The 20,034-nt window shown below is 67.8% G+C and carries 20 protein-coding genes; 5 read left to right on the plus strand and 15 right to left on the minus strand.

From position 1 onward, the window contains the following. Positions 1 to 53 precede the first annotated feature (53 nt). Positions 54 to 497: a PaaI family thioesterase gene (locus AC6CHP_RS10840; protein ID WP_310112894.1), complete on the plus strand. Its 444-nt coding sequence runs from the start codon at positions 54 to 56 to the stop codon at positions 495 to 497. Between the two features lie 26 nt (positions 498 to 523). Here AC6CHP_RS10840 and AC6CHP_RS10845 read toward each other — a convergent pair whose 3' ends face one another. Beyond that, positions 524 to 2,647 carry a S1 family peptidase gene (locus AC6CHP_RS10845; RefSeq protein ID WP_498229790.1) on the minus strand — a complete coding sequence of 708 codons (2,124 nt, stop codon included), beginning with the start codon at positions 2,645 to 2,647 and terminating at the stop codon, positions 524 to 526. Continuing rightward, positions 2,644 to 3,363: a tyrosine-protein phosphatase gene (locus tag AC6CHP_RS10850; RefSeq protein WP_229675162.1), complete on the minus strand. Its 720-nt coding sequence runs from the start codon at positions 3,361 to 3,363 to the stop codon at positions 2,644 to 2,646. Before AC6CHP_RS10850 ends, AC6CHP_RS10845 begins: the two co-directional genes overlap by 4 nt. 98 nt (positions 3,364 to 3,461) lie before the next feature. Between AC6CHP_RS10850 and AC6CHP_RS10855 the strand changes: the two genes are divergently transcribed. Continuing rightward, positions 3,462 to 4,283 carry an SGNH/GDSL hydrolase family protein gene (locus tag AC6CHP_RS10855; protein ID WP_498229792.1) on the plus strand — a complete coding sequence of 274 codons (822 nt, stop codon included), beginning with the start codon at positions 3,462 to 3,464 and terminating at the stop codon, positions 4,281 to 4,283. An 18-nt stretch (positions 4,284 to 4,301) separates the two neighbouring features. On the opposite strand, the gene AC6CHP_RS10860 is transcribed toward AC6CHP_RS10855, so the two are convergent. Continuing rightward, complete coding sequence (locus AC6CHP_RS10860) at positions 4,302 to 4,910, minus strand: GNAT family N-acetyltransferase (RefSeq protein WP_188726939.1); 609 nt, start codon at positions 4,908 to 4,910, stop codon at positions 4,302 to 4,304. 75 nt (positions 4,911 to 4,985) lie between these two features. Here AC6CHP_RS10860 and AC6CHP_RS10865 point away from each other — a divergent pair, with 75 nt between their 5' ends. Then, positions 4,986 to 5,219 carry a DUF6480 family protein gene (locus AC6CHP_RS10865; RefSeq protein WP_174177928.1) on the plus strand — a complete coding sequence of 78 codons (234 nt, stop codon included), beginning with the start codon at positions 4,986 to 4,988 and terminating at the stop codon, positions 5,217 to 5,219. Between the two features lie 9 nt (positions 5,220 to 5,228). On the opposite strand, the gene AC6CHP_RS10870 is transcribed toward AC6CHP_RS10865, so the two are convergent. From AC6CHP_RS10870 to AC6CHP_RS10890, 5 genes are all read right to left on the minus strand, one after another. Next, positions 5,229 to 6,113, minus strand: coding sequence for a 3-hydroxyacyl-CoA dehydrogenase family protein (locus tag AC6CHP_RS10870; protein WP_498229795.1), 885 nt, complete (start codon positions 6,111 to 6,113; stop codon positions 5,229 to 5,231). Further along, a complete protein-coding gene (locus AC6CHP_RS10875) occupies positions 6,110 to 6,958 on the minus strand; it encodes an enoyl-CoA hydratase/isomerase family protein (protein ID WP_498229797.1) in 849 nt (282 codons plus the stop codon). The genes AC6CHP_RS10870 and AC6CHP_RS10875 overlap by 4 nt, the downstream gene beginning before the upstream one ends. Further along, positions 6,958 to 8,184, minus strand: a complete 1,227-nt coding sequence (locus AC6CHP_RS10880) for a thiolase family protein (RefSeq protein ID WP_498229799.1) — start codon at positions 8,182 to 8,184, stop codon at positions 6,958 to 6,960. Before AC6CHP_RS10880 ends, AC6CHP_RS10875 begins: the two co-directional genes overlap by 1 nt. Before the next feature lie 141 nt (positions 8,185 to 8,325). Next, the gene (locus AC6CHP_RS10885) at positions 8,326 to 9,003 is read right to left on the minus strand and encodes a pentapeptide repeat-containing protein (RefSeq protein ID WP_498229801.1); all 678 of its coding nucleotides are present in this window, start codon (positions 9,001 to 9,003) and stop codon (positions 8,326 to 8,328) included. Continuing rightward, on the minus strand, positions 9,003 to 9,461 hold the full coding sequence (locus tag AC6CHP_RS10890) for an SRPBCC family protein (protein ID WP_498229803.1): 459 nt from the start codon (positions 9,459 to 9,461) through the stop codon (positions 9,003 to 9,005). The genes AC6CHP_RS10885 and AC6CHP_RS10890 overlap by 1 nt, the downstream gene beginning before the upstream one ends. A gap of 129 nt (positions 9,462 to 9,590) precedes the next feature. On the opposite strand from AC6CHP_RS10890, the gene AC6CHP_RS10895 reads away from it, so the two are divergent. Next, complete coding sequence (locus AC6CHP_RS10895; protein ID WP_066280975.1) at positions 9,591 to 9,767, plus strand: CsbD family protein; 177 nt, start codon at positions 9,591 to 9,593, stop codon at positions 9,765 to 9,767. Positions 9,768 to 9,966: 199 nt separating this feature from the next. Here the strand turns inward: AC6CHP_RS10895 and AC6CHP_RS10900 are convergent, their stop codons facing one another. Next, positions 9,967 to 11,037, minus strand: a complete 1,071-nt coding sequence (locus AC6CHP_RS10900) for a DNA polymerase IV (RefSeq protein WP_446686949.1) — start codon at positions 11,035 to 11,037, stop codon at positions 9,967 to 9,969. 187 nt (positions 11,038 to 11,224) lie between these two features. On the opposite strand from AC6CHP_RS10900, the gene AC6CHP_RS10905 reads away from it, so the two are divergent. After that, positions 11,225 to 12,160 carry a type IV toxin-antitoxin system AbiEi family antitoxin domain-containing protein gene (locus AC6CHP_RS10905; RefSeq protein ID WP_498229806.1) on the plus strand — a complete coding sequence of 312 codons (936 nt, stop codon included), beginning with the start codon at positions 11,225 to 11,227 and terminating at the stop codon, positions 12,158 to 12,160. A 116-nt stretch (positions 12,161 to 12,276) separates the two neighbouring features. Here the strand turns inward: AC6CHP_RS10905 and AC6CHP_RS10910 are convergent, their stop codons facing one another. The 6 genes from AC6CHP_RS10910 to AC6CHP_RS10935 all read right to left on the minus strand — a co-directional run bounded on the left by AC6CHP_RS10910 (position 12,277) and on the right by AC6CHP_RS10935 (position 20,034). Beyond that, the gene (locus tag AC6CHP_RS10910; protein ID WP_498229808.1) at positions 12,277 to 13,737 is read right to left on the minus strand and encodes an amino acid permease; all 1,461 of its coding nucleotides are present in this window, start codon (positions 13,735 to 13,737) and stop codon (positions 12,277 to 12,279) included. Between the two features lie 174 nt (positions 13,738 to 13,911). Then, positions 13,912 to 14,247, minus strand: coding sequence for a Rieske (2Fe-2S) protein (locus AC6CHP_RS10915; RefSeq protein WP_104184636.1), 336 nt, complete (start codon positions 14,245 to 14,247; stop codon positions 13,912 to 13,914). Then, on the minus strand, positions 14,244 to 16,772 hold the full coding sequence (nirB, locus tag AC6CHP_RS10920) for a nitrite reductase large subunit NirB (protein ID WP_498229810.1): 2,529 nt from the start codon (positions 16,770 to 16,772) through the stop codon (positions 14,244 to 14,246). Before nirB ends, AC6CHP_RS10915 begins: the two co-directional genes overlap by 4 nt. Further along, positions 16,772 to 17,119 carry a molybdopterin oxidoreductase gene (locus AC6CHP_RS10925; protein WP_188726920.1) on the minus strand — a complete coding sequence of 116 codons (348 nt, stop codon included), beginning with the start codon at positions 17,117 to 17,119 and terminating at the stop codon, positions 16,772 to 16,774. The genes nirB and AC6CHP_RS10925 overlap by 1 nt, the downstream gene beginning before the upstream one ends. A 124-nt stretch (positions 17,120 to 17,243) precedes the next feature. Further along, positions 17,244 to 18,980 (minus strand): ABC-F family ATP-binding cassette domain-containing protein, encoded by a 1,737-nt coding sequence (locus AC6CHP_RS10930; RefSeq protein WP_498229812.1) that lies wholly within the window; start codon positions 18,978 to 18,980, stop codon positions 17,244 to 17,246. A gap of 184 nt (positions 18,981 to 19,164) precedes the next feature. Then, positions 19,165 to 20,034 (minus strand): metal ABC transporter permease, encoded by an 870-nt coding sequence (locus tag AC6CHP_RS10935; protein ID WP_174177909.1) that lies wholly within the window; start codon positions 20,032 to 20,034, stop codon positions 19,165 to 19,167.

A 20,034-nucleotide genomic window follows, 5' to 3' on the forward strand; every position in this document is an offset into this window, starting at 1 on the left:
CGTGCTGCACACTAGAAGGCCAGGACGGTATTCGGCCACCACAAGGAGAACTTATGAGCGCCCCATCACCCATGGATGCTGCCGAGAGCAAGCCTTCGGCGCATGAGCTGTGGAAGATCACCCTCGGCGAACTGGACGAGAAGATGGGCGTCAAGATCATTGAGGAGTCCGTCCAGCGCGTGGTGGCCACCATGCCGGTGGAGGGGAACAGGCAGTCTTTCGGGCTGCTCCACGGCGGGGCGTCACTGGCCGTGGGTGAAGCGGTGGGCTCCTGGGCGGCCGTGATCCATGCGAGCACGCTGGGCAAGACGGCGGTGGGCGTGGACGTTTCGGCAACCCACCACCGCTCCGCGCGGGAAGGGCAGATCACCATCACGGCCACACCCATCCACCTGGGCGGTACGCTCACCACCCACGAGGTGCTCATCACCAACGAGGCCGGTCAGCGGCTCTGCACCCTCCGCATCACCAACCTGCTGATGCGGCGCCACAAGTAGCCTGCGGGCCGCGCCTGATCGCGCCGTTATTCCGGCGTGTGCTGCCTCCGGCGGCGGACGAGTGCCATCAGCAAGGTTCCGACGGCGATCGCCCCCGCGGCCGCGCCCGCTGCGGGGACCGCGCTGGCACCCGTGTACGCCAGGCCGCCGCTGTCACGGTCGCGCGCGTAGACGCCTGACGCGTCCGCGGGAGGGGTGGCGGCAGGCACAGGTACGACGACGACGTCATGGCCCGCCGGGGAGGAATCCGCCGGCGACGGGGCCGGGTCAGCCGGGGCCGGGTTCGCCGGGGCTGGGTCTGCCGGCACAGGCGCCGGGGCGGGCAACGGGCTGCCCGGGGGCTCTTCCGGCTCCGGCTGCACCGGCGGGGACGGTTCAGCCGGGGCCGGTTCTTCCGGGGCAGCGGCGGCGAACTCGAAGTCCGCAGCACCGGAGGCACTGAACCCGTTGACCGTTTCCGCGGTAAACCGGAGTGTTCCTTTGCCCTCCGGCGCCGGAAAGCTCCAGGTTCCGTCTGCGCTGACGGGGACATCAAAGGAGTCCTGCTCACGGAGGGTGATCCGGACTTTTGAACCGGCAGCCACGGCAGAGGCAGGGGCCGCAGGGACGGCACCACTGATGTCCTGCCCCGGTTCATAAGTGGTGCCGGGCGCGGGAGAGGTCACCGAAGGCGTGTTCAGGAAGAGTTCCAGCTGGTAACCGGGCAGCACGGCCAGGCTGTCCGCCAGGGTGGCCCCGACTGCGAAATTTTCCACCACGTTGCCCTGCTCGTCAGGAGTGTCGCCGGCGGCATGGGTGCCCACGGCGTAGTTGCCGCTGACATACGGGCCGCCTGAATCACCGCCGCTGGACTGGACGCCGTAGGACAGGAAGCCGTTGAACGCCCGCAGGTCGTTGGGGTCCGCCGCGTAGCCGGGCCCGGGAACCACAAAGATCCCCACCGCATCCACCGTGCCGCAGGACCAGGCCGAAGTCCGGCCCGAACGGCACACCGGCATTCCCGCCACGGGCTCGGCCGTCCCGATGATCTTGACGTCGGGTTCCGGCTGGGACACGACGCCCCAGGTGCTCGCTGCCGGCACTGGGTCCAGGTCCTCACGGAGGGATTCGACCACCGCGATATCTGTTCCCACGTTGCCCGGGTCATCCGGCTGGAGCGGATCATCCACGCTCCCGGGCCGGAGGACCGGGCTGTTCCCGGGGCCGCCGAACTGGCTGAAGCCGAACTTTCCGAGCAGCCCGGTCCGGTTGAACTGGAATTCCAGCTCCGCCGTCACGGCTGCCCCGTCCGAGGCACAGTGCCCTGCCGTCAGGACGGCCGGCAGGCCGGCCGGGTCAAACGCCGAGAAGCCCGTGGAGCAGATCCAGCCTGTGTCGGCGATGTAGCCCACTCCCCCGGGAACGTCGGCCTCCGGGGCAAGCGGCGTGCCGTCGTCGAGCTCCACGTTGGCGAACCGGGCAACGAATTCCGCCGGCGATTTCCTCCCGGCGTGCCCCGCTTCGGAGCTCGTGGCCTCTGCAGCCGCGGTACCGTCCGGGGCCGCTTCCGGCGCGTTGACGCCACCGGTCCGGATGACGAACTTTCCTCCGGAGGTGACTACCGCCTGCAGTCCCTGCAGCCCCACCTCGGCCACGTACGCCTGGAACAGCTGCTCCGTGCTCAGCGCCAGCTCGGAACCAGGGTTCGGCACGGCAGGGTTCGGCGCGGCAGGGTTCGGCGCGGCGGGGATGGGCGGGGCGGGCATGGCGGCGCCGGCCGGAGCCGCCTCCAGAACAAGGCCCGGGATGCCGGCGACGAGCGCCGCCACCGAGTCCTGGAGTTCGGCACCAGTTCCAGACACCACGATCTGCCCCTCCTGGAGCCGGATGCCCGCATAACCGGGGACATCCCGGAGCTGCCCGGCGGCGGCTGCGGCCCGGGCACCGAGGTCCCCGGCGGCGGCGAACTGTTCCGGGGTGAGGCCGAGGTCCCGCTGCACGGCATCGGCCAGGGCGGCGTCCGACGGGAAGGGACTGCCCGAGCGCAGGGCGGCGCCGGCCTCCGCGCCGTCTCCCGGAGGAACCACAGCCCAGCCCGGCGCAGCCACAACAGCGGAGGATGCGAGGACGCCCGCAGCCGCGCCGAGGGAGAGGACCCGGCGGATGCTCATCGGGACACCCCGGCTCCGCATAACGCCCGTACGGCGTCCAGCTCCGCGGCGCTGAGTCCGTTGTCCAGCAGGAACGCGCGGGTATCCAGGCTCCGCACGAACTGCACCACGGCCTCTCCGCGCGCCTCAAGCAGCGGGACCAGTTCCGCCTCGCTGAGGTAGCGTTCGCGCGCATGGGGCGGGCCGTGGGTGCGGTAGCGGTCGTTGATGCCGCGGGCCGCGCGCCGGTAGCCGTCGGCGATGTCCCGCCCGGAGTCCCCGGCAAGGTCCTGGACCATGGCCGCCACCATGCCGCTGCGGTCCCGGCCGGCCGCGCAGTGCAGCACCACGGCGCCGCGGGCCGAGGCTGCCGCGAGCTCGCGGAAGACGCCCACCAGCTTGTCCGGGAACAGCCGCGCGTTCTCCGGATAGTGGGCAGGATCGTTGAGGTAGGGGCCGGTCACCTCGGTAAAACGCGGATCGCCCGGCTCCTCGGTGGGCGCGGAAACCACCACCATCCCGGACCAGGCTGCCACCCCCACCACGGGATCGGTGTCCCGGCGCTGCGCCTCCGCCTCGTTGCGGAGATCAATCACCGTGCGGATGCCGTCGTCGTACGCCTGCCGCCAGCCCGACTCGGTGAGCCACTCGCGCCTGCCCATGCGGTAGACGCCGCCGGCCACATGCCAGGCGTTGACAGCACCGTCCCAGTCCATGGGCCTGCCCGGTTTCTTCATCCGCACAGCTAATCACACCGGCCACAGGAGGTGCACGTCACAGCCAGGTAGTACGGTGGCTCGTACTTGCCTTCTTCCACCCGTTCAAGGAGAGCCACTTGGGAAATATCACCGTACGACGCCGTCGCTCGGCTTTTGCAGCAGGCCTCGCCACCCTCGCCATGGCAGTAGGGCTGGCCACCATGCCTGCACAGGCTGCGGACAAGACCAAGTACATTGCGCTGGGAGACTCCTTCGCCGCCGGGCAGGGAGCCGGGCCGTACCTTGATGACTGCTATCGCAGTGACAACACGTATTCAGAGCTCGCCGACGGGTCCAAGGCGATCAAACTGATGGTCAACGAGGCGTGCAGCGGGAAGACAACCCAGGATGTGGTGGACTCCCAGCTTGGGCGGCTGAACAAGAGCACCGAACTGGTGACCATCACCGCCGGCGGCAACAACCTCGGCTTCGGCGCCATCGTTACCTACTGCGGCGTGGCGCTGGCGGGTGCAACCCCGGGCCAGGAGTGTGCTGCTGCCACCGCGTATGCAACAGCCCAGCTTGGGAGCGGGCAGCTGTACCGCGACGTCGTCTCGATGATCGAGGGCGTGCAGGCCGCCGCGCCCAATGCCAAGGTAGTGGTCACCGGATACCCCTATCTCCTGGACCCCATCCCGGCCGGGCAGACAAGTGCCGCGGCGCTGTTCGTCTACCAGGCCACCCAGTTGGCCGACGCCCTGAACGGCGCCATCTCCGAGGCCGCGGGAGACGCCGGCGCCACCTACGTTGACGTGCGGTCCGCTTTCCTTGGCCATGGAGCTTCGTCCCCGGACCCGTGGATCAACCTTGGCGGCGCGGGCAGCCCGGACAGCTTCCACCCGAATGCCGAGGGCTACGAGGCGTATTACGCCGCCCTGGACGCCGCCGGCGCCTACTAAGCGGCTAGCCGGGAACAGCTAGCCGCGCTTGGCCAGCCTGTATTCCAGGCCCGCCCGGACCATGGGCCACTCGTGCTCCAGGATGGAGAACACCACGGTGTCCCTGAGGAGCCCGTCGCGGGTCCTGGAGTGGTTGCGCAGCACGCCGTCCTGCTTGGCGCCCAGCCGGGCGATTGCCTCGCGCGACTGGTGGTTCAGCCAATGCGTCCGGAACTCCACTGCCGGGCAGCCCAGGGTTTCGAACGCGTGCCGCAGCAGCAGGAGCTTGGAATCCGGGTTGGTCCCGGTTCCCTGAACGGAAGCGGCGTTCCAGGTGGAGCCGATCTCCACCCGGGGCGTGCCGGCGTCGATGTTCATGTAGGTGGTCATGCCGATGATCCGGCCGGGAGCGCCGGTGCCGGGGTCGACCAGCCGCGTGGTGAACGGCAGCATGGATCCCTGCTCCTGCAGGTCCAGGCGGCGCCCGATCTCAGCGGCCATTTCGTCGGGAGCCGGCACCGAGGTGTACCAGAGCCGCCACAGCTCGCCGTCCCGGGCCGCGTCCACCAGGCCGTCGTGGTGCTCCCTGGACAACGGTTCCAGGGTTACATACCTGCCCGTGAGGGTAAGGGGTTCTAGGAAAGTCACGGCACCAGCCTAGGTGCAACCACCTGGGGCGGTTACGCTGGGGACAGCATCAGGACGGCGAGCGAGGGAGTTTACGTGTCAGGAACCAATCCGGACCCGGAGGATGACAAGATCACAGGCCTGGAGCCCGGCGGCGGGGTGCCGCCCGGCGAAACGCCTCCCGGTGAAGGGTCGGTGGCAGGCACCCAGGAGCCCCGGCAGAAGGGCTCAGGGAAGGGCCAGCAGATCTTCTGGATGGGCGCCATCGGGGCCGGCGTCCTGCTGTTCCTGCTCTACTTCATCGGCTACATCGTCGGCTTCTTCGACTGACCTGCGCTCCTAGCCGGGCCAGTCGAAAAAGCCCTTGCCGGTTTTCCGTCCCAGCTCGCCCCGGGCCACCTTGTCCTTGAGGATCTGGGGTGGGGCGAACCGCTCGCCCAGGGTGGAGTGCAGGTATTCCGCGATGCCGAGCCGTACGTCCAGCCCCACGATGTCCGTGGTCCTCAGCGGTCCGGTGGGGTGCTTGTAGCCCAGGACCATGGCGGCGTCGATGTCTTCGGCGGACGCAACCCCTTCCTCAACCATGCGCATCGCCTCCAGGGCGATGGCCACGCCCAGCCTGGAGGATGCGAACCCCGGGGCGTCATTCACCACGACGGCGGTCTTGCCGAGTGCCTCCACCCACCCCTTCGCCGCGGCAGCGAGCTGGGGCGACGTGCGCTTCCCCAGCACCACCTCGATGAGCGTGGATGCCGGAACAGGGTTGAAGAAGTGCAGGCCCAGGAAGTTGTCCGGCCGCTTCAGTTCACCGGCGAGGCCGTTCACGGACAGCGATGACGTATTCGAGGCCAGATAGGCATCATCGGCCAGCCGCTCCTCGATGCCGCGCAGTGACGTGACTTTCAGGTCCCAGTCCTCCGGCACTGCTTCCACCACCAGCTGGCGGTCCGCGAAGTCGTCGTAATCCACGGAGACTGACAGCCTGGACACCATCTCGTCCAGGTTGACGTCCGTCATGCCGCGTTCGATGCTTTTGGCCGCTGCTGATTCCACGCGCTCACGGGCAGCTTCCGCTGACTGGTCGTCGCGCTCCACCACCAGCACGTCCGCGCCCTTGACCAGAAATGCATGGGCGATTCCGGCACCCATGCGGCCGCCGCCCAGGACGCCCACGAAGTGGGGAAGATCAGTGGGCAGGCCGGGGGAAGGTTCGGGTGTGCTCATCGGTTCTGCTCTCCGCTCTCGGTGCCTGCCGTGGTTCCGGCGGTGGCAGCACTGCCGCCGTCCTTCGTGCCGGTTTTCTTGTCGTTTTTCCTGTCCAGGAACTGCTGCATCCGGTCGAATTTGGCCTCGGATTCAAACAGGATGCCTTGTGCCAGCTGGTCAATGACGGGATGCGCTTCCGCGGGGGCGTGGAACACGGACTTGGTGATCCGGACTGCCAGCGGATCCTGCCGGGTGATCCGGTCCGCCAGGCCGTGCGCCGCGTCCATGAGTTCCGGTGCGTCGTGGATTTCGGTGATGAGGTTGACGGCCAGTGCTTCTTCGGCGGTGAGGACCTTTCCCGCCAGGAGGACCTGCTTGGCCACGGGCTCCCCCACCAGTTCCTTCAGCCGCCAGCTTGCACCGGCGGCGGCCAGGATTCCCAGCCCTGTTTCAGGGTTGCCGATGCGGACGCTGGACGTCCCGATCCGGAAATCCGCCGCGTAGGCCAGCTCCGCCCCGCCGCCCAGGCAGTACCCGTCGAGCGCGGCAATGACCGGCATGGGCAGCTTGGCGATGCGGACAAAGATGGTGGAATTGATGCCCTGCAGGGCATCGTCACGGCGCCGTTCGCGCAGCTGCGCAATATCGGCGCCGGAGGCGAACACGCCATCCACGCCCGCGATGATCAGCACCTTGGGCTCCTGCTCCAGCGCGGCGCACACCACGTGCAGCTCGTCCACCATCTGCTGGTCGATCGCGTTGCGCACCTCGGGCCGGTTCAGCAGCACCACCACCCGGTCGGTGCGTTCCTCCACCAGAAGGGTGTGGAACTTCTCGGCGGCCAGGTCCACGGGGCCCGCCATCAGACTTTCTCCACCAGCATGGCCGTACCTTGGCCCACGCCGATGCACATGGTGGCGAGGCCCCTCCTGGCGTCCTCGCGCTCCATCCGGCCCAAGAGGGTGATCGCGATCCGCGCCCCGCTGGAACCCAGCGGGTGCCCCAGGGAGATCGCGCCGCCGTCGTTGTTCACGATGTCCGGATCCAGGCCAAGGCGCCGGATGCTGGCGAGGGATTGCGTGGCAAAGGCTTCGTTAAGTTCGACGGCGTCCAGGTCACCTGCGCTGAGGCCGCTCCGCTTGAGCACCTTCTGGGTGGCGGGGACAGGGCCGATGCCCATGATCTCCGGCTCGCAGCCGGCAGAGGCGCCGTCGATGATGCGTGCCCGGGGCGTCAACCCGAGCCTTTCGATGGCGGCTTCGGAGGCCACGATGATGGCGGACGCCCCGTCATTCAGGGTGGAGGAGTTGCCTGCGGTGACCACGGAACCTCCGTGCGTCACGGGCTTCAGTTTGGCGAGGACCTCCATGGTGGTGCCTTCGCGGGGGCCTTCATCCGTGTCCACCACGGTCTCGGATTTGCGGGTCCTGACGGTCACCGGGACGATCTCGTCCTTGAACCGCCCGGCAGCGATGGCGTCCAGGGCGCGCTGGTGGGACCGGACGGCAAAGGCGTCGGCGTCCTCGCGGGAGATGTTGTCCACGCGGGCCACTTCCTCTGCGGTCTCCGGCATGGAGTAGGTCATTTTGCCGTCGCGGGAAAGCTCGCCCTTCTGGAACAGCGGGTTGGCGAACCGCCAGCCGATGGACGTGTCAAAGATGGCGCCCGGCTTTGCGAACGCCGTTGCGGGCTTTTCCTGCACCCAGGGCGCCCGGCTCATGGATTCCACGCCGCCGGCAATCACGATGTCCGCCGCACCCGATTTGATCATGTGGCTGGCCATGATGATGGCACTCAGCCCTGACGAGCACAGCCTGTTGACGGTGATGCCGGGGATGTGGAGGGGCAGTCCGGCCAGGAGGGTGGCCATCCGGGCCACGTTGCGGTTTTCCTCACCGGCTCCGTTGGCGTTGCCCAGGATGACCTCGTCGATGCTGTCCGGGTCCAGTCCGGCCCGGCTGACCGCCTCCCGGAGCACCAGGGCGGCCAGGTCATCGGGACGGACAGCGGAGAGGCTCCCGCCGTATCTGCCCACCGGCGTTCGTACCCCGCCAACAAGGAAAGCCTGTGCACCTGCGGTTGCAGCCATGGAAACACCCTTCACGCGATAAACAGCACTGTCATCAGCGGCCAGCTAAACCTCACTTACCGACCGTTCGTTCTGTAAATAGTACACGGGAGGGTGTGCCGTGGATACGGGAACCCCTCAGCGCACCGGCGCTCCGAAGGCTCAGAGGACCGTGAGCCCCAAATGAGCTGCCAGCAGGGGCGCCAGGAGGCCAAGCTGGGAGTCGTCAATAACCACGCCGCCAAGGCTGCCGAGACCGCTGATCCCTCTGAGCTCCGTGCCGCGCAGGTCAAAGTCCTTGAGCCTGGCCCCGCTGAGGTCCAGGGAGCCGATGGTGCAGTTCTTCAGGGCCACCCGCATTCCGGTGGCAGAGCCGAGGTCCAGTTCGTTGATGATGCAGTCGCTGATCACGACGTCGGTGAGCTTGGCGGCACGGAGGTTGAGGAAATCGAGTTTGCCGCCGTCAATGCTGACCGACTGCCAGCCGCTCTCGTACAGTTCGGCAGAACCAAGGCGGGCATTCCGGATCTCAACCTCCCGCCAGGTGGAACGGGCCGCCAGAAAGACCGGCGCGTACAACTCCTCCAGGATGCAGTCGCGGAAGGTGGAGCCACGCAGCTGCGCTTCATTAAACGCCGCGCCCCGGAACTCACAATCGATGAAATCCGCACCACCCAGGTCCATCCCCTCGGCAGCCACGCGGCTGTACCGCGCGCCGTCGTACCGCCCTCCGCGCTGGAAGTCCGGCTCAGCGACGTCGGTCAGGTTTTCGAGCCGGACAGGGGTCAGGCGCGGTGCCGCGACGCCGGGAGGTGCTGCCCGCGGGGTGCGCGCGGCCATTAGATGGATTCCGCCTTGGCCGCTATGTCTGCCAGGTCCTTGCGGAGCGCTTTCCGGGTGGCCGCCATTGCCATCTTGCCGAAGACCGCCATCATGATGCGGGTTGCGGCGGTCGGCTTGTGCATCTCTCCCCCGAACGTCACACTGAGGTCCGTTCCGCCGTCGCGCGGTGCGAGGGTGAACAGCGTGCTGTAGTCGGCGCCGCCCTGGACGGCTTTGACGGTGGTGCTGCGCGGCGGCTCAGCCTTAGCCACCCACATCTCCACCGTCTCGGATTTGCCCATCATCTTCCGGGTCTCCTTCCAGCGCGTTCCCTCGCCGTACGGGCCGTCCGTCAGCAGCTGGACGGACTCCACCCCGCTCAGCGTGGTGGCCGAGCCGGGAATGTCCGTGATGACGGACCAGACTTTTTCCGGCGACGCGTGGATGTGCTGGCTGAGGCTGATGCTGTGGTCCATGGGTTCGAGCCTAGCCGCGGACCCCCGCAATCGACAGAACCCGGCGCCCCTGAGGGACTTGAATTAGTAAGCATGCTTCGTGTTAGTGTGAAAATGTTCGATCACCGGAAACGAAAGGAGGCCACCATCATGGGCCTCGGAGACAAGATCAGCAACGCAGCGGAAGACATGGGCGGCAAGGCCAAGGAAGCGGCCGGCAACGCCACGAACAATGACCGGCTGAAGGCCGAAGGCCAGGCGGACCAGGTCAAAGCCGACGCCAAGAAGGTCGGCGAGAGCGTCAAGGACGAGTTCAAGCGCGACTAGGTTTTCCTGCGCCGCTCCGGCTGGGCCGGGCGGCCCCAAGCAGGACGGCTTGAAGCAGGGCGAAACGGCGGCGGATCCCACGGGATCCGCCGCCGTTCTGCATGTCCGCGGGTATCCCCGCCAACACCTTCATCGATTGCTCCAATACTGCCGTTTTGGGGCGGCATAAAGGCAGATACGCAGCAATCGATGGAGCCCGTCACCATCCGCTGCGGGTTGGGGTATGCCCCTGCCGGGAATCCTCGGGCATCGTCATTTCGGCGCGCAGCCCAAGGAGCCGGATGGGCCGGCCCGGCTCGATCTTCGCCGCAAGGTCGAGGGCGCGCGCCAGCACTTCCGCGGGGTCCGATGTTTCGGGGATCTTCCGGGCGTACGTCTTGGTCAGGAACGGCGCGTAGCGGACCTTGAGCGTCAGCCCGATCACCGGCCGCCCCTCGGCGGCGACGTCCTCCAGGACGTGGGCCGCCAGCTCCCTCACAGCACCATCAATCTGCCCGGACCCGGTCAGATCCTGTTGGAAGGTGGTTTCCCGGCTGTGCCCGCGCGCCACCCAGGGTGTGTCGTCGACTGTCCGCGAGCCGTCGCCCCGCCCCAACTGCGCGTACCAGGGACCCATCTTCGGGCCGAACTCGGGGACCAGGTCATCGGGGTTGGCCGCGGCAAGCTCGGCAACCGTCCCAATGCCGAGCTTGGCCAAGCGGGCAGACACCTTCGTCCCCACGCCCCACAGCTCGATCGTCGGCCGGCTCCCCATGACCTCCAGCCAGTTGCCTTCCGTGAGCCGGAAAACCCCGGCCGGCTTGCCGAACGTCGTTGCCACCTTGGCGCGGACCAGGGTGTCGCCGATGCCTACGCTGCAGTGGAGCTGCGTCGCCTCCAGGACGGCGTGCTGCAAACGGCGGGCATAGGACTCCGGATCTTCCGTCCGGACGCCAACAAAGGCCTCATCCCAGCCGAGCACCTGGACCGTGGCGCCGGGCTGTGAGCGCAGTACCGCCATGACCTTCTCGGAGGCTTCGAGGTAGGCCTCGTGGTCCACGGGCAGGATTACGGCGTCGGGAACTTTCCGTGCTGCGATGCGCAGCGGCATTCCCGATCCCACGCCGTAGGCCCTGGCTTCGTAGGACGCCGTGGACACTACCGCCCGCTCAGTGGGATCACCGCGGCCGCCAACAATCACCGCCTTTCCCGCGAGCTCGGGCCGGCGGAGCACTTCGACGGCTGCGATGAACTGGTCAAGGTCCACGTGCAGCACCCACGGTTCGTCCACACGCCCAAGTCTGCCCCCGCCGGCCGCTCCGCACCACCGTTCCCGGCCCCCGCAGTCGTAATCGCTGGAACGGTGTCCGGACGCTGAACCGTTCCGGCGACCGGGCACCGTTCCGGCGACGGGCGGGCTTTCCACATAACGACGACGACACCTGGCCAGGGCGTTTTCCGCACCGGAGGCTAGGCGGATGACACAAGTCCCCGCTCCTTTGCCACAGCTGCCGGCCACTGGAAACCTGTGGCGCACTGACCAGCTGCATGCCAGCGGGCTCAACTCGCGGGCCATCCGGCGTCTGGTCAGCCGCGGCGGCCTGGTGCGCCTCAGGTACGGCTGCTACATCCGGGCCTCCTTGTGGGAGAAGCAGTCTCCCACAGTCCGCGGCCTGCAACTGATCCATGCGCACGCCCATGGCACGCTGACCACGTCAACGGGGAACTTCGTCTACAGCCACACCTCAGCCGCCCGCCTTCACGGCCTGTTCCTGTGGAACGCGGACAACCTGATCCATGTGCTGCTCCGGGTAAGGCCATCCGGCGAACGCCTCGGGAAGGATGTCCGCGGCCATACCCGGGCATATACCGAGGCGGACGTGACAACCCTGGGACAGCTGAGGGTCACAACCCTTGAGCGGACAGTGGTGGACTGCGCCATGATGCTCGAATACCGCCAGGCGCTGATACTCGTGGACCATGCGCTCAGACTGGGCGCCAACCCCGATCTGATGCATGCCATGGCGGGCAATCTTTTCGGCCGCAGCGGGATACGAAACCTTCGCCGGGCGCTGGCGAACGCGGATATCCGCGCCGAGTCGGCCGGAGAAACGATGACCCGGGAGCTTCTGGTGCGGCTGCAGCTTCCCCTGCCCGAGGCCCAAGTGGAGGTCCAGAGCCGCGTGGGCCGGCATCGTCTTGACTTCGCATGGAGGGAAAAGAAGGTGGCCCTGGAATTCGACGGAAGGGTCAAGTATTTCGACTACAAGCCAACTGCCGAGGTCCTCTTCCAGGAGCGGCGCCGGGAGAAAGCACTCACTGAAGACGGGTGGCTCTTCGTCCGCGTGGAATGGAGCGACCTGTTCCGGGAGCACGAGTTCAAGAACCGGATCCTCGCTGCCCTCCGGCGCTGAGTCCGATCCCCACGGCCGCGACAGCATCCAAATCGCCGGAACGGTGCCCGGACGCTGGAGCGTTCGGGCGAGCGGGCACCGTTCCGGCGATTGGGGCGGGGTAGGGCGGCGGACCGTCAGCTGTACAGGGCGTTTTTCGGTTCGTTGGCCTTGACCTTCTGCCAGCCGAGCCACAGGAGCAGGGCGAAGAACGGGATGGTGGCCAGGGTCCACAGGCCCAGGTAGAACACCTCGCCGGACTTGCTGGTCATGGTGTCGAAGCCGATCAGCACCGTGATAATCAGCAGCGAGACCAGGCCGGCCCAGCTGGTCCACGGGGAGCCGGGCATCGGCAGGCTGGAGGTGACGCCCTTCTTGTGGCGCAGCGCGATCTGGCTGGCGAAGATGGCACCCCAGGTGAAGATCACGCCGATGGAAGCCGTGTTCAGGGCGAGGTCGAAGGCGTGCGAGCCGCCCAGCCAGATGTTCAGCAAGATGCCCACCAGGTAGAACGCCGCGATGGCCAGGATGGCCGCGAACGGAACGTGGCGGCGGGACATCCGGGTGAGCCACTGCGGGGCATGGCCGTTGTTGGCCATGGTCCGGAAGACACGGCCGATCGAGTACAGGCCTGAGTTGCAGGAGGACAGCGCCGCGGTGATCACGATCATGTTCATCACGTCGCCCACCCAGGCGAGGCCCATCTGGCCGAACACGGTGACGAACGGGGAGGTGCCGGCCACGTACTGGTCGGACGGCAGCAGCATGGCGAGCAGGGTCACGGAACCGACGTAGAACACCACGATGCGGAGGACGACGGCGCGGATCGCCTTGGGGACTTCGCGCTGCGGGTTCTGCATCTCGCCGGCGGTGATGCCCACCAGTTCGATGCCGTTGTAGGCGAAGATCACGGCGTTGAGCACCAGCACCATCACCAGGGCGCCCTTGGGGAACATGCCGCCCTCGGCCGCGAACAGGTTGGCCACCGAGGCGTTGCCGTCGCCCACCTGGGCGTTGGTGACCACCATGAACGTGCCCACCACCAGGAAGGTCAGGATGGCGCCCACCTTAAGGCAGGAGGCCCAGAACTCGAACTCGCCGAACGCCTTGACGCTCAGCAGGTTGACGGCCACCAGCAGGGCCAGCGCGGCGATGGCGGAAGCTTCCACGGGAACATTGGGGAAGAAGAACTGGAAGTACAGGCCGATGGCGATCAGCTCGGCGATGCCGGTCATGCCCCAGTTGATGAAGTACATCCAGCCGGACAGGAACGCGCCCTTCTTGCCGAACATTTCGCCGGCGTAGCTCACGAACGAGCCGGAAGTCTGGCGGTACATGATGAGCTCGCCGAGGGCCCGCATGAGCAGGTAGGCGATGACGCCGGCAATGGCGTAGGAGAAGATCAGGGCGGGGCCGGTGGAGGCCAGGCGTCCGCCGGCGCCCATGAAGAGGCCGACGCCGATGGCGCCGCCCATGGCGATCATGGTGACGTGGCGCCTGCCCAGCGTCTTGCTGTAACCCTCAGCGCTGAGGGTGGGGTCGACGGCGGCGGATGGTGCCGTGGGGTTCTGGAGATCTGTGGGGGTACTTTGAGGCACAACTGTTCCTTGTGGGTTGGGGGGTTGGCCGCATCCGGAACACGCATGATTCCGCCCACAAATTCGGATTAATGCTTTCTGGGCATCCGAATGTGAGCGGAATCTCTTGCGGCGCCGAAGCTTCGCGCGGCTCGTCTATCCTACAAGACCCACCGGGGTGCTACGTGACCCGCACTACACCCCGCCCGTCTCCAACACAAGGTTCTGCTCACCGTCCACGCTCACGCGGTAGGCCTGCAGCGGTTCGGCGCCGGTGGTTGAGCAGCCGCTGGTGAGGTCGAACGCGTGCTGGTGCAGCGGGCAGATCACCTGCTGGCGGTCGATGGTGCCGTCCGCGATGGGGCCGCCCCGGTGCGGGCAGACTGCCGCGAGCGCCCGCACGGTTCCGTCGCGCAGCCGGAAGACGGCCACCTGTTCGCCGTCCACCGCAAATGCCCTGCCTTCCCCCAACGGAACCTGGTCCACGGGGCCGAGGATGTGGGACGCTGCGGCCGCACCGGTGGCGCTCATCGGACCGGCACCTGCGGAAGGACCGTCAGCGGCAAAGACGTCCTGAACTGGCCGGGCGTCAGCGGATCCACGCGTTCGCTCCACGGATCCACGTAGCTGTCCACGGACGCCTGCATCGCGGCATCCAGCTGCCCCGCAATCCCCTCCACGTCCTCGACAATCACCGCGCGGAGATGCTCGATGCCCACCCGGGGCACAAAGGCGTAGGTCCGTTCCAGCCAGTTGGCGTGTTCGCGGTAGTACTGCATGAAACGGCCGGTCAGGACCTTCACTTCTTCCGGGCTGTCAACGGTGGCCAGGAGGTCGCCCTTGCGGATGTGGGCTCCCGCCGCTCCCCCGACGTAGACTTCCCAGCGGCCGCCTTCCACAGCCACCACGCCCACGTCCTTCACCAGGGATTCGGCGCAGTTGCGGGGGCAGCCGGAGACTGCCAGCTTCAGCTTGGCCGGCGACTCGATGCCCTGGAACCGGGATTCGATCTCGACGCCCAGCTTGGTGGAGTCCCCCGTCCCGTAACGGCAGAAGTCCTTCCCGACACAGGTCTTCACGGTGCGGAAGCTCTTGCCGTAGGCGTACCCGGACGGCATGTCCAGATCGGCCCAGACCTGCGGCAGGTCCTCCTTGGGGATGCCCAGCAGGTCGATCCGCTGGCCGCCGGTGAGTTTGATCAGGGGCACGTTGTACTTCTCGGCCACGTCCGCGATCCGGCGCAGCTGCTGCACGGACGTGACGCCGCCCTTCATCTGCGGCACCACGGAGAACGTCCCGTCCCGCTGGATGTTGGCGTGCACCCTGTCGTTGATGAAGCGGGCATCGCGTTCGTCGACGTACTGGTCCGCGAGCATCATCTTGAGCAGGGACGCCAGGCCCATTTTGGACTTCGCGTCCTCGGCGCCGCCAGGAGCCAGCGCGTGGAACACGGCCGAAACGGACCGGAGCCCGCGTTTCCGGATCTCTGCCATCAATGCGGCTTTGTCCAGAGGGATGCCCGGTACGTAGTAGGTGGCGGCAGGATCCTCCTCCACGGCCCCGTCCGCCGCCCACTCCACCACCTGTTTCACCAGGAGCTTGCACGAGCCGCAGCCCTTCCCGGCCCGGGTGGCGTCCATGGCCCCGGACACCGAGGCGCAGCCGCCCCTCACGGCTGCGGCCAGGTCCTTCTTGCTGACACCGTTGCAGTTGCAGACCTGGGCGTCATCATCCAGTTCCGCCACGCCCACGTCCTCCCCGGGCGTCCCGAGATCGAACATGAGGCCAAGCCGCTCCTCCGGCAGCGGGAGGCCGCGGTCGTAGGCCTGGGTCAGGAACGCCACCTTGCGGCTGTCGCCCAGGAGGGTGGCGCCCACCATCTTGTTGTCGCGGACCACGATGGACTTGAAGACCCCGCGGCTGGGTTCGGAGAAGACGATGTGCTCGTCGGTGTCGAGCTCCGGCCCCTGCAGGCCCATGGAGGCGACCTCGACTCCTGCCACCTTGAGCTTAGTGGCGGTCCGCGAACCCAGGTACGCGGCGCTGGTATCGGCGCCGGTCACGTGGTTTGCCAGCACCACCGCCTGCTCCCACAGCGGTGCCACCAGCCCGTACACCTCACCGCGGTGCTGCACGCACTCCCCCACGGCGTAGATGTCGTCCTCATCCTGCACGCGCAGCCGGTCATCCACCACGATGGCCCGCTCCACCGGCAGTCCGCTGAGGACAGCCAGGTCCACGTTGGGACGGATCCCGGCCGCCACCACCACCATGTCGCAGTCAATGTCCGGCCGGTCGCGGAGGCTGACGCCGGTCACCCTGTCCCTGCCGAGCACGGCGGTGGTCCGGCTGCCCGTCAGCACCCCGATGCCCAGTGCCTCAACGCTCCGGCGAAGCACCGCACCGCCGTCGGGCCCCATCTGCGCGCTCATGAGGTGGCCGCCCGAGTGGACCACGTCCACCCCCAGCCCGAAGCTGCGCAGCCCGGCGGCGGCCTCCAGCCCCAGCAGGCCCCCGCCGATCACCACGGCACGCCGGTGATGGTCATGCCGGGCGTGCTCGGCCATTTTGCGGGTGTCGTCGATGGTGCGGAAGCCGAAGACGCCCGGTTTGACCGAGCCGCCGGGCGTGTAGAGGCCGTCCATCGGGGGCAGGTGCGGGCGGCTGCCCGTGGCGATGACCAGGGTGTCGTAGGGCGTCACCCTGCCGTCGCTGGAAAACACGTGCTTGGCGAACCGGTCGATCCTGTCCGCCCGGACTCCCGCGTGGAGCGTGATGCCGTTGTCCTCGTACCAGGACAGCGGGTTGAGGAAGATGTCCGCATCGCTTTCCTCCCCGGAGAGGACATGGCTGAGCATAATCCGGTTGTAGTTGCCGTAGGGTTCGTCCCCGAACATGGTGATGCTGAACTGCTCCGCACCGCCCCTGGCCAGGATCTCCTCCACGGCGCGGGCTCCGGCCATCCCGTTCCCGATGACCACCAGGCGCCGGCGGCTGTCCCGGCTGCGTGCCCGGCCGCCCGGCCGGGGTTGGGCCCGTTCGGCCACGCTGGTCATCAGTGCTCCACCATGCCCAGGTCAATCACCACGGTGCCGTTGACGCCCTCGGGCGCGGCCAGGTAGAGCTCGATGGCCGAGCCGCCTTCGATGTCCTCCACAACGCGCAGCGGGACGTGGACGTCACCCTTGGCGCCGATGGGGAAATACCGCATGGGCACCCCGTTGCGCATCAGCACCACGGCGATCAGTTCGCCGCTGGAGTTGCCGCCGCGGAAGTACAGCGCCTGGTTGACGACGCCGTCCGGGACATAGTGCGAGAGCTCGCTGTGCAGGGGCACGGGTTTCTCCATCCCCACACCCTGGAAGTGATAGATGCCCTGCATGAAAAGGTTCCTGGTGATCACGGGCAGATCCTTTCGGCCGGCGGAATGACGGGCATGGCCCTATCTTCCGCCGCCGATGTTTCCGCCTGCCGGTCCCCCGGTAAAGACTGCTTAACGCAAACCTCACCGGTTCCCGGGCCTGCCCCTAGACCGGCGCGAGCACGCCCTTGTCCATGGAATACCGGGTCCAGCGTCCGACGGCGGTGTGCCCGGCACGGGTGCCTTCCGGGCCGGCCTCACCACGGCTCCGCCGCGCGCACGCCGCGAACCACTCCCGCAGGGCACGGTCGTGGCTGACCATCACCAGGGTCCCGGTGAAGCCGGCGAGCGCCGCCTCCAGCTGTTCCACCAGCACGGGCGCCAGATGGTTGGTGGGTTCGTCCACGACCAGGGTTCCGTAGCCGCCCAGCAGCAGGCGGGCCAGGGCCAGCCTTCGCTGCTGGCCGGCGGACAGGCTTCCCACGGGCACGTGGAACTCGCTGGTGCGGAAGAGGCCCAGGCGGAGGAGGGCCTCGGCGTGCTCGTCGATGTTGCCGCCGAGGCCCGCGGCGAAGGCCGGGAGCAGGCGCAGGGAGGGCCGTTGCGGCAGCTCCAGTTCCTGCTGCAGGTAGCCGACGCGTTCGGGCCGCGTGACAGAACCGGCAGCCGGGTCCAGGGTTCCGGCAAGGACGGAGAGCAGCGTGGATTTGCCCGCGCCGTTGGGCCCGGTGATCAGGACCTTCTCGCCGGGGCCCGCTTGGAAGTCGGTGGTTCCCAGCCGGCCGGGCACGCCCACCCCGTGCACAGCCAGCACCGGCGCGCCGTCCTGCGCTGACCCGGAAGTCCCCACACCGGAAAGCTCAGCATCGGAAGCGGCAGCACCCGGGTCCGCGGCGAGATCGACGTTCAGCCGCAGGGGTACGGGCGGCCGGTCCACGGGGCTGGCTTCGAGCCGGCGCAGGCGTTCCTGGGCGTTTCGGACCTGGCTGCTGGCGGCCTTCTGCCAGGTGCCTGCCTTGAAGTCAAAGCCCATCTTGTCGCCGTCGCGCTTGCGCCCGTACCCCATGGTGCCGGCAACAGTCTCTGCCTGCCGTTTTTCGGACTCCATCGCATCAATCCAGGTGTGGTACTGCTGGACCCAGCGCGCCCGTTCGGCTGCCTTCTCCCGGAGGTAGCCGTCGTAGCCGTTGCCGTAGCGGGTCACGGCGCGGCGCTCGGCATCCACTTCGATGATGGTGCTGGCCACCTTGCGGAGGAGCACCCGGTCATGGGAAACCACCACCACGGTGCCGCGGTGGGCGGCCAGCCGGTCCTCCAGCCAGGCCGTTCCGCGGGCGTCCAGGTGGTTGGTGGGTTCGTCCAGGAGCAGGATGTCCGCGGGATCGGCCAGGACACACGCCAAGGCCACCCGTTCCTGCTCCCCGCCGGACAGCGATCCCAGCACCCGGTTCCGGTCCAGGCCGCCCAGGCCCAGCCGGTCCAGCGCAGCCTCCACCCGGGACTCCGCCGCGTAGCCTTCCCGCAGCTGGTATTCCGTCTGGAGCCTGCCGTAGGTTTCCAGCTCGTCGTCGCCGGCGTCGGCCAGCCCCGCCTCCAGCCGGTCGAGCTCCGCTTCGAGGGCACGCAGGGCGGCCAGGGAAGCGTCGACGGCGGCACCCACGGTGAAGGATTCCGGCAGGCCATGGGTCTGGGCCAGGTAGCCCACCCGGCCGTGGATTGCCGCGGCGCCTTCGTCCGGGGTTTCGAGGCCGGCCAGGAGGCGCAGCAGGGTGGATTTGCCGGCCCCGTTTTCGCCGACGACGGCCACATGTTCGCCGGGGGTGATGGCCAGGGTGATGCCGTCCAGCAGCAGGCGGTCGCCATAGCCGTGGGAGACGCCGGAGAGGGTCAGGTGTTCAGTCAAGGGAAGTCCTCGCAAAGTTCCGCAGTGTGGCCGCGGCGTGGACCGGATTTTCCGGTCCCCGACGGCGGCCCTGGATTCGGGAAGGCAGCCCGGCAGGGCCGGCTGCTGGCTAGGACTTCATCGCTCCAGCCTGCCCGCCGCGGGTGGCCGAGTCAAGCGGAAGCCGGGTCACGCGCTGACCGGTTCAGGCAGCGGCGAGCACAGCGGCCTTCCTGCGCCGCGCCTTCGCCAGCCGGGTTCCGATCAGCCCCTGGCGCGGGCTGAAGAGGTAGACGACGGCGAAGACCACACCCTGCGTGAGCACCACCATGGCGCCGGAGGCTGTGTCCAGGTAATAGCTGAGGTAGATGCCGGTGATGGAGCAGGCTGCCGAGACTACCGGCGCGATGACCAGCATCCGCGAGAACCGGTCCGTCAGCAGGTAGGCCGTGGCACCGGGGATGATCAGCATGGCCACCACCAGCACCACGCCCACGGTCTGCAGCGCCACCACGGAGGTCAGGGCAAGCAGGCCCAGCAGCAGCGCCCCCAGCCTTTGTGGGGACAGTCCGATGGCGTGCGCGTGGGTGGGGTCGAACGCGTAGAGCGTGAGGTCCCGCCGCTTGAGGATCAGGATGGCGAAAGCCACAACGCCCAGCACCAGGACCTGTATGAGGTCCGGAATGCTCACGCCCAGCAGGTTGCCGAAGATGATGTGGTTCAGGTCCGTTTGGCTGGGCGTGACGGAAATCAGCACCAGGCCCAGGGCAAAGAGGGAGGAGAACACGATGCCGATCGCGGCGTCCTCCTTAACCCGGCTGGTATTACGGACTACTCCGATCAGGGTCACGGCAATCAGGGCGAACACCAGCGCCCCCAGCGCGAAGGGGGCACCCACGATGTACGCCAGCACAACGCCGGGCAGGACGGCATGCGAGACGGCGTCACCCATCAGGGACCAGCCAATCAGGACCAGCCAGCAGCTGAGCACTGCGCAGACGACGGCGGCGAGCGCGGTGGTGACGATGGCCCGGACCATGAAGTCATAGCTGAGGGGTTCGAGGAGGAGTTCCAT

The organism is Pseudarthrobacter sp. GQ63 (genome assembly GCF_059758765.1).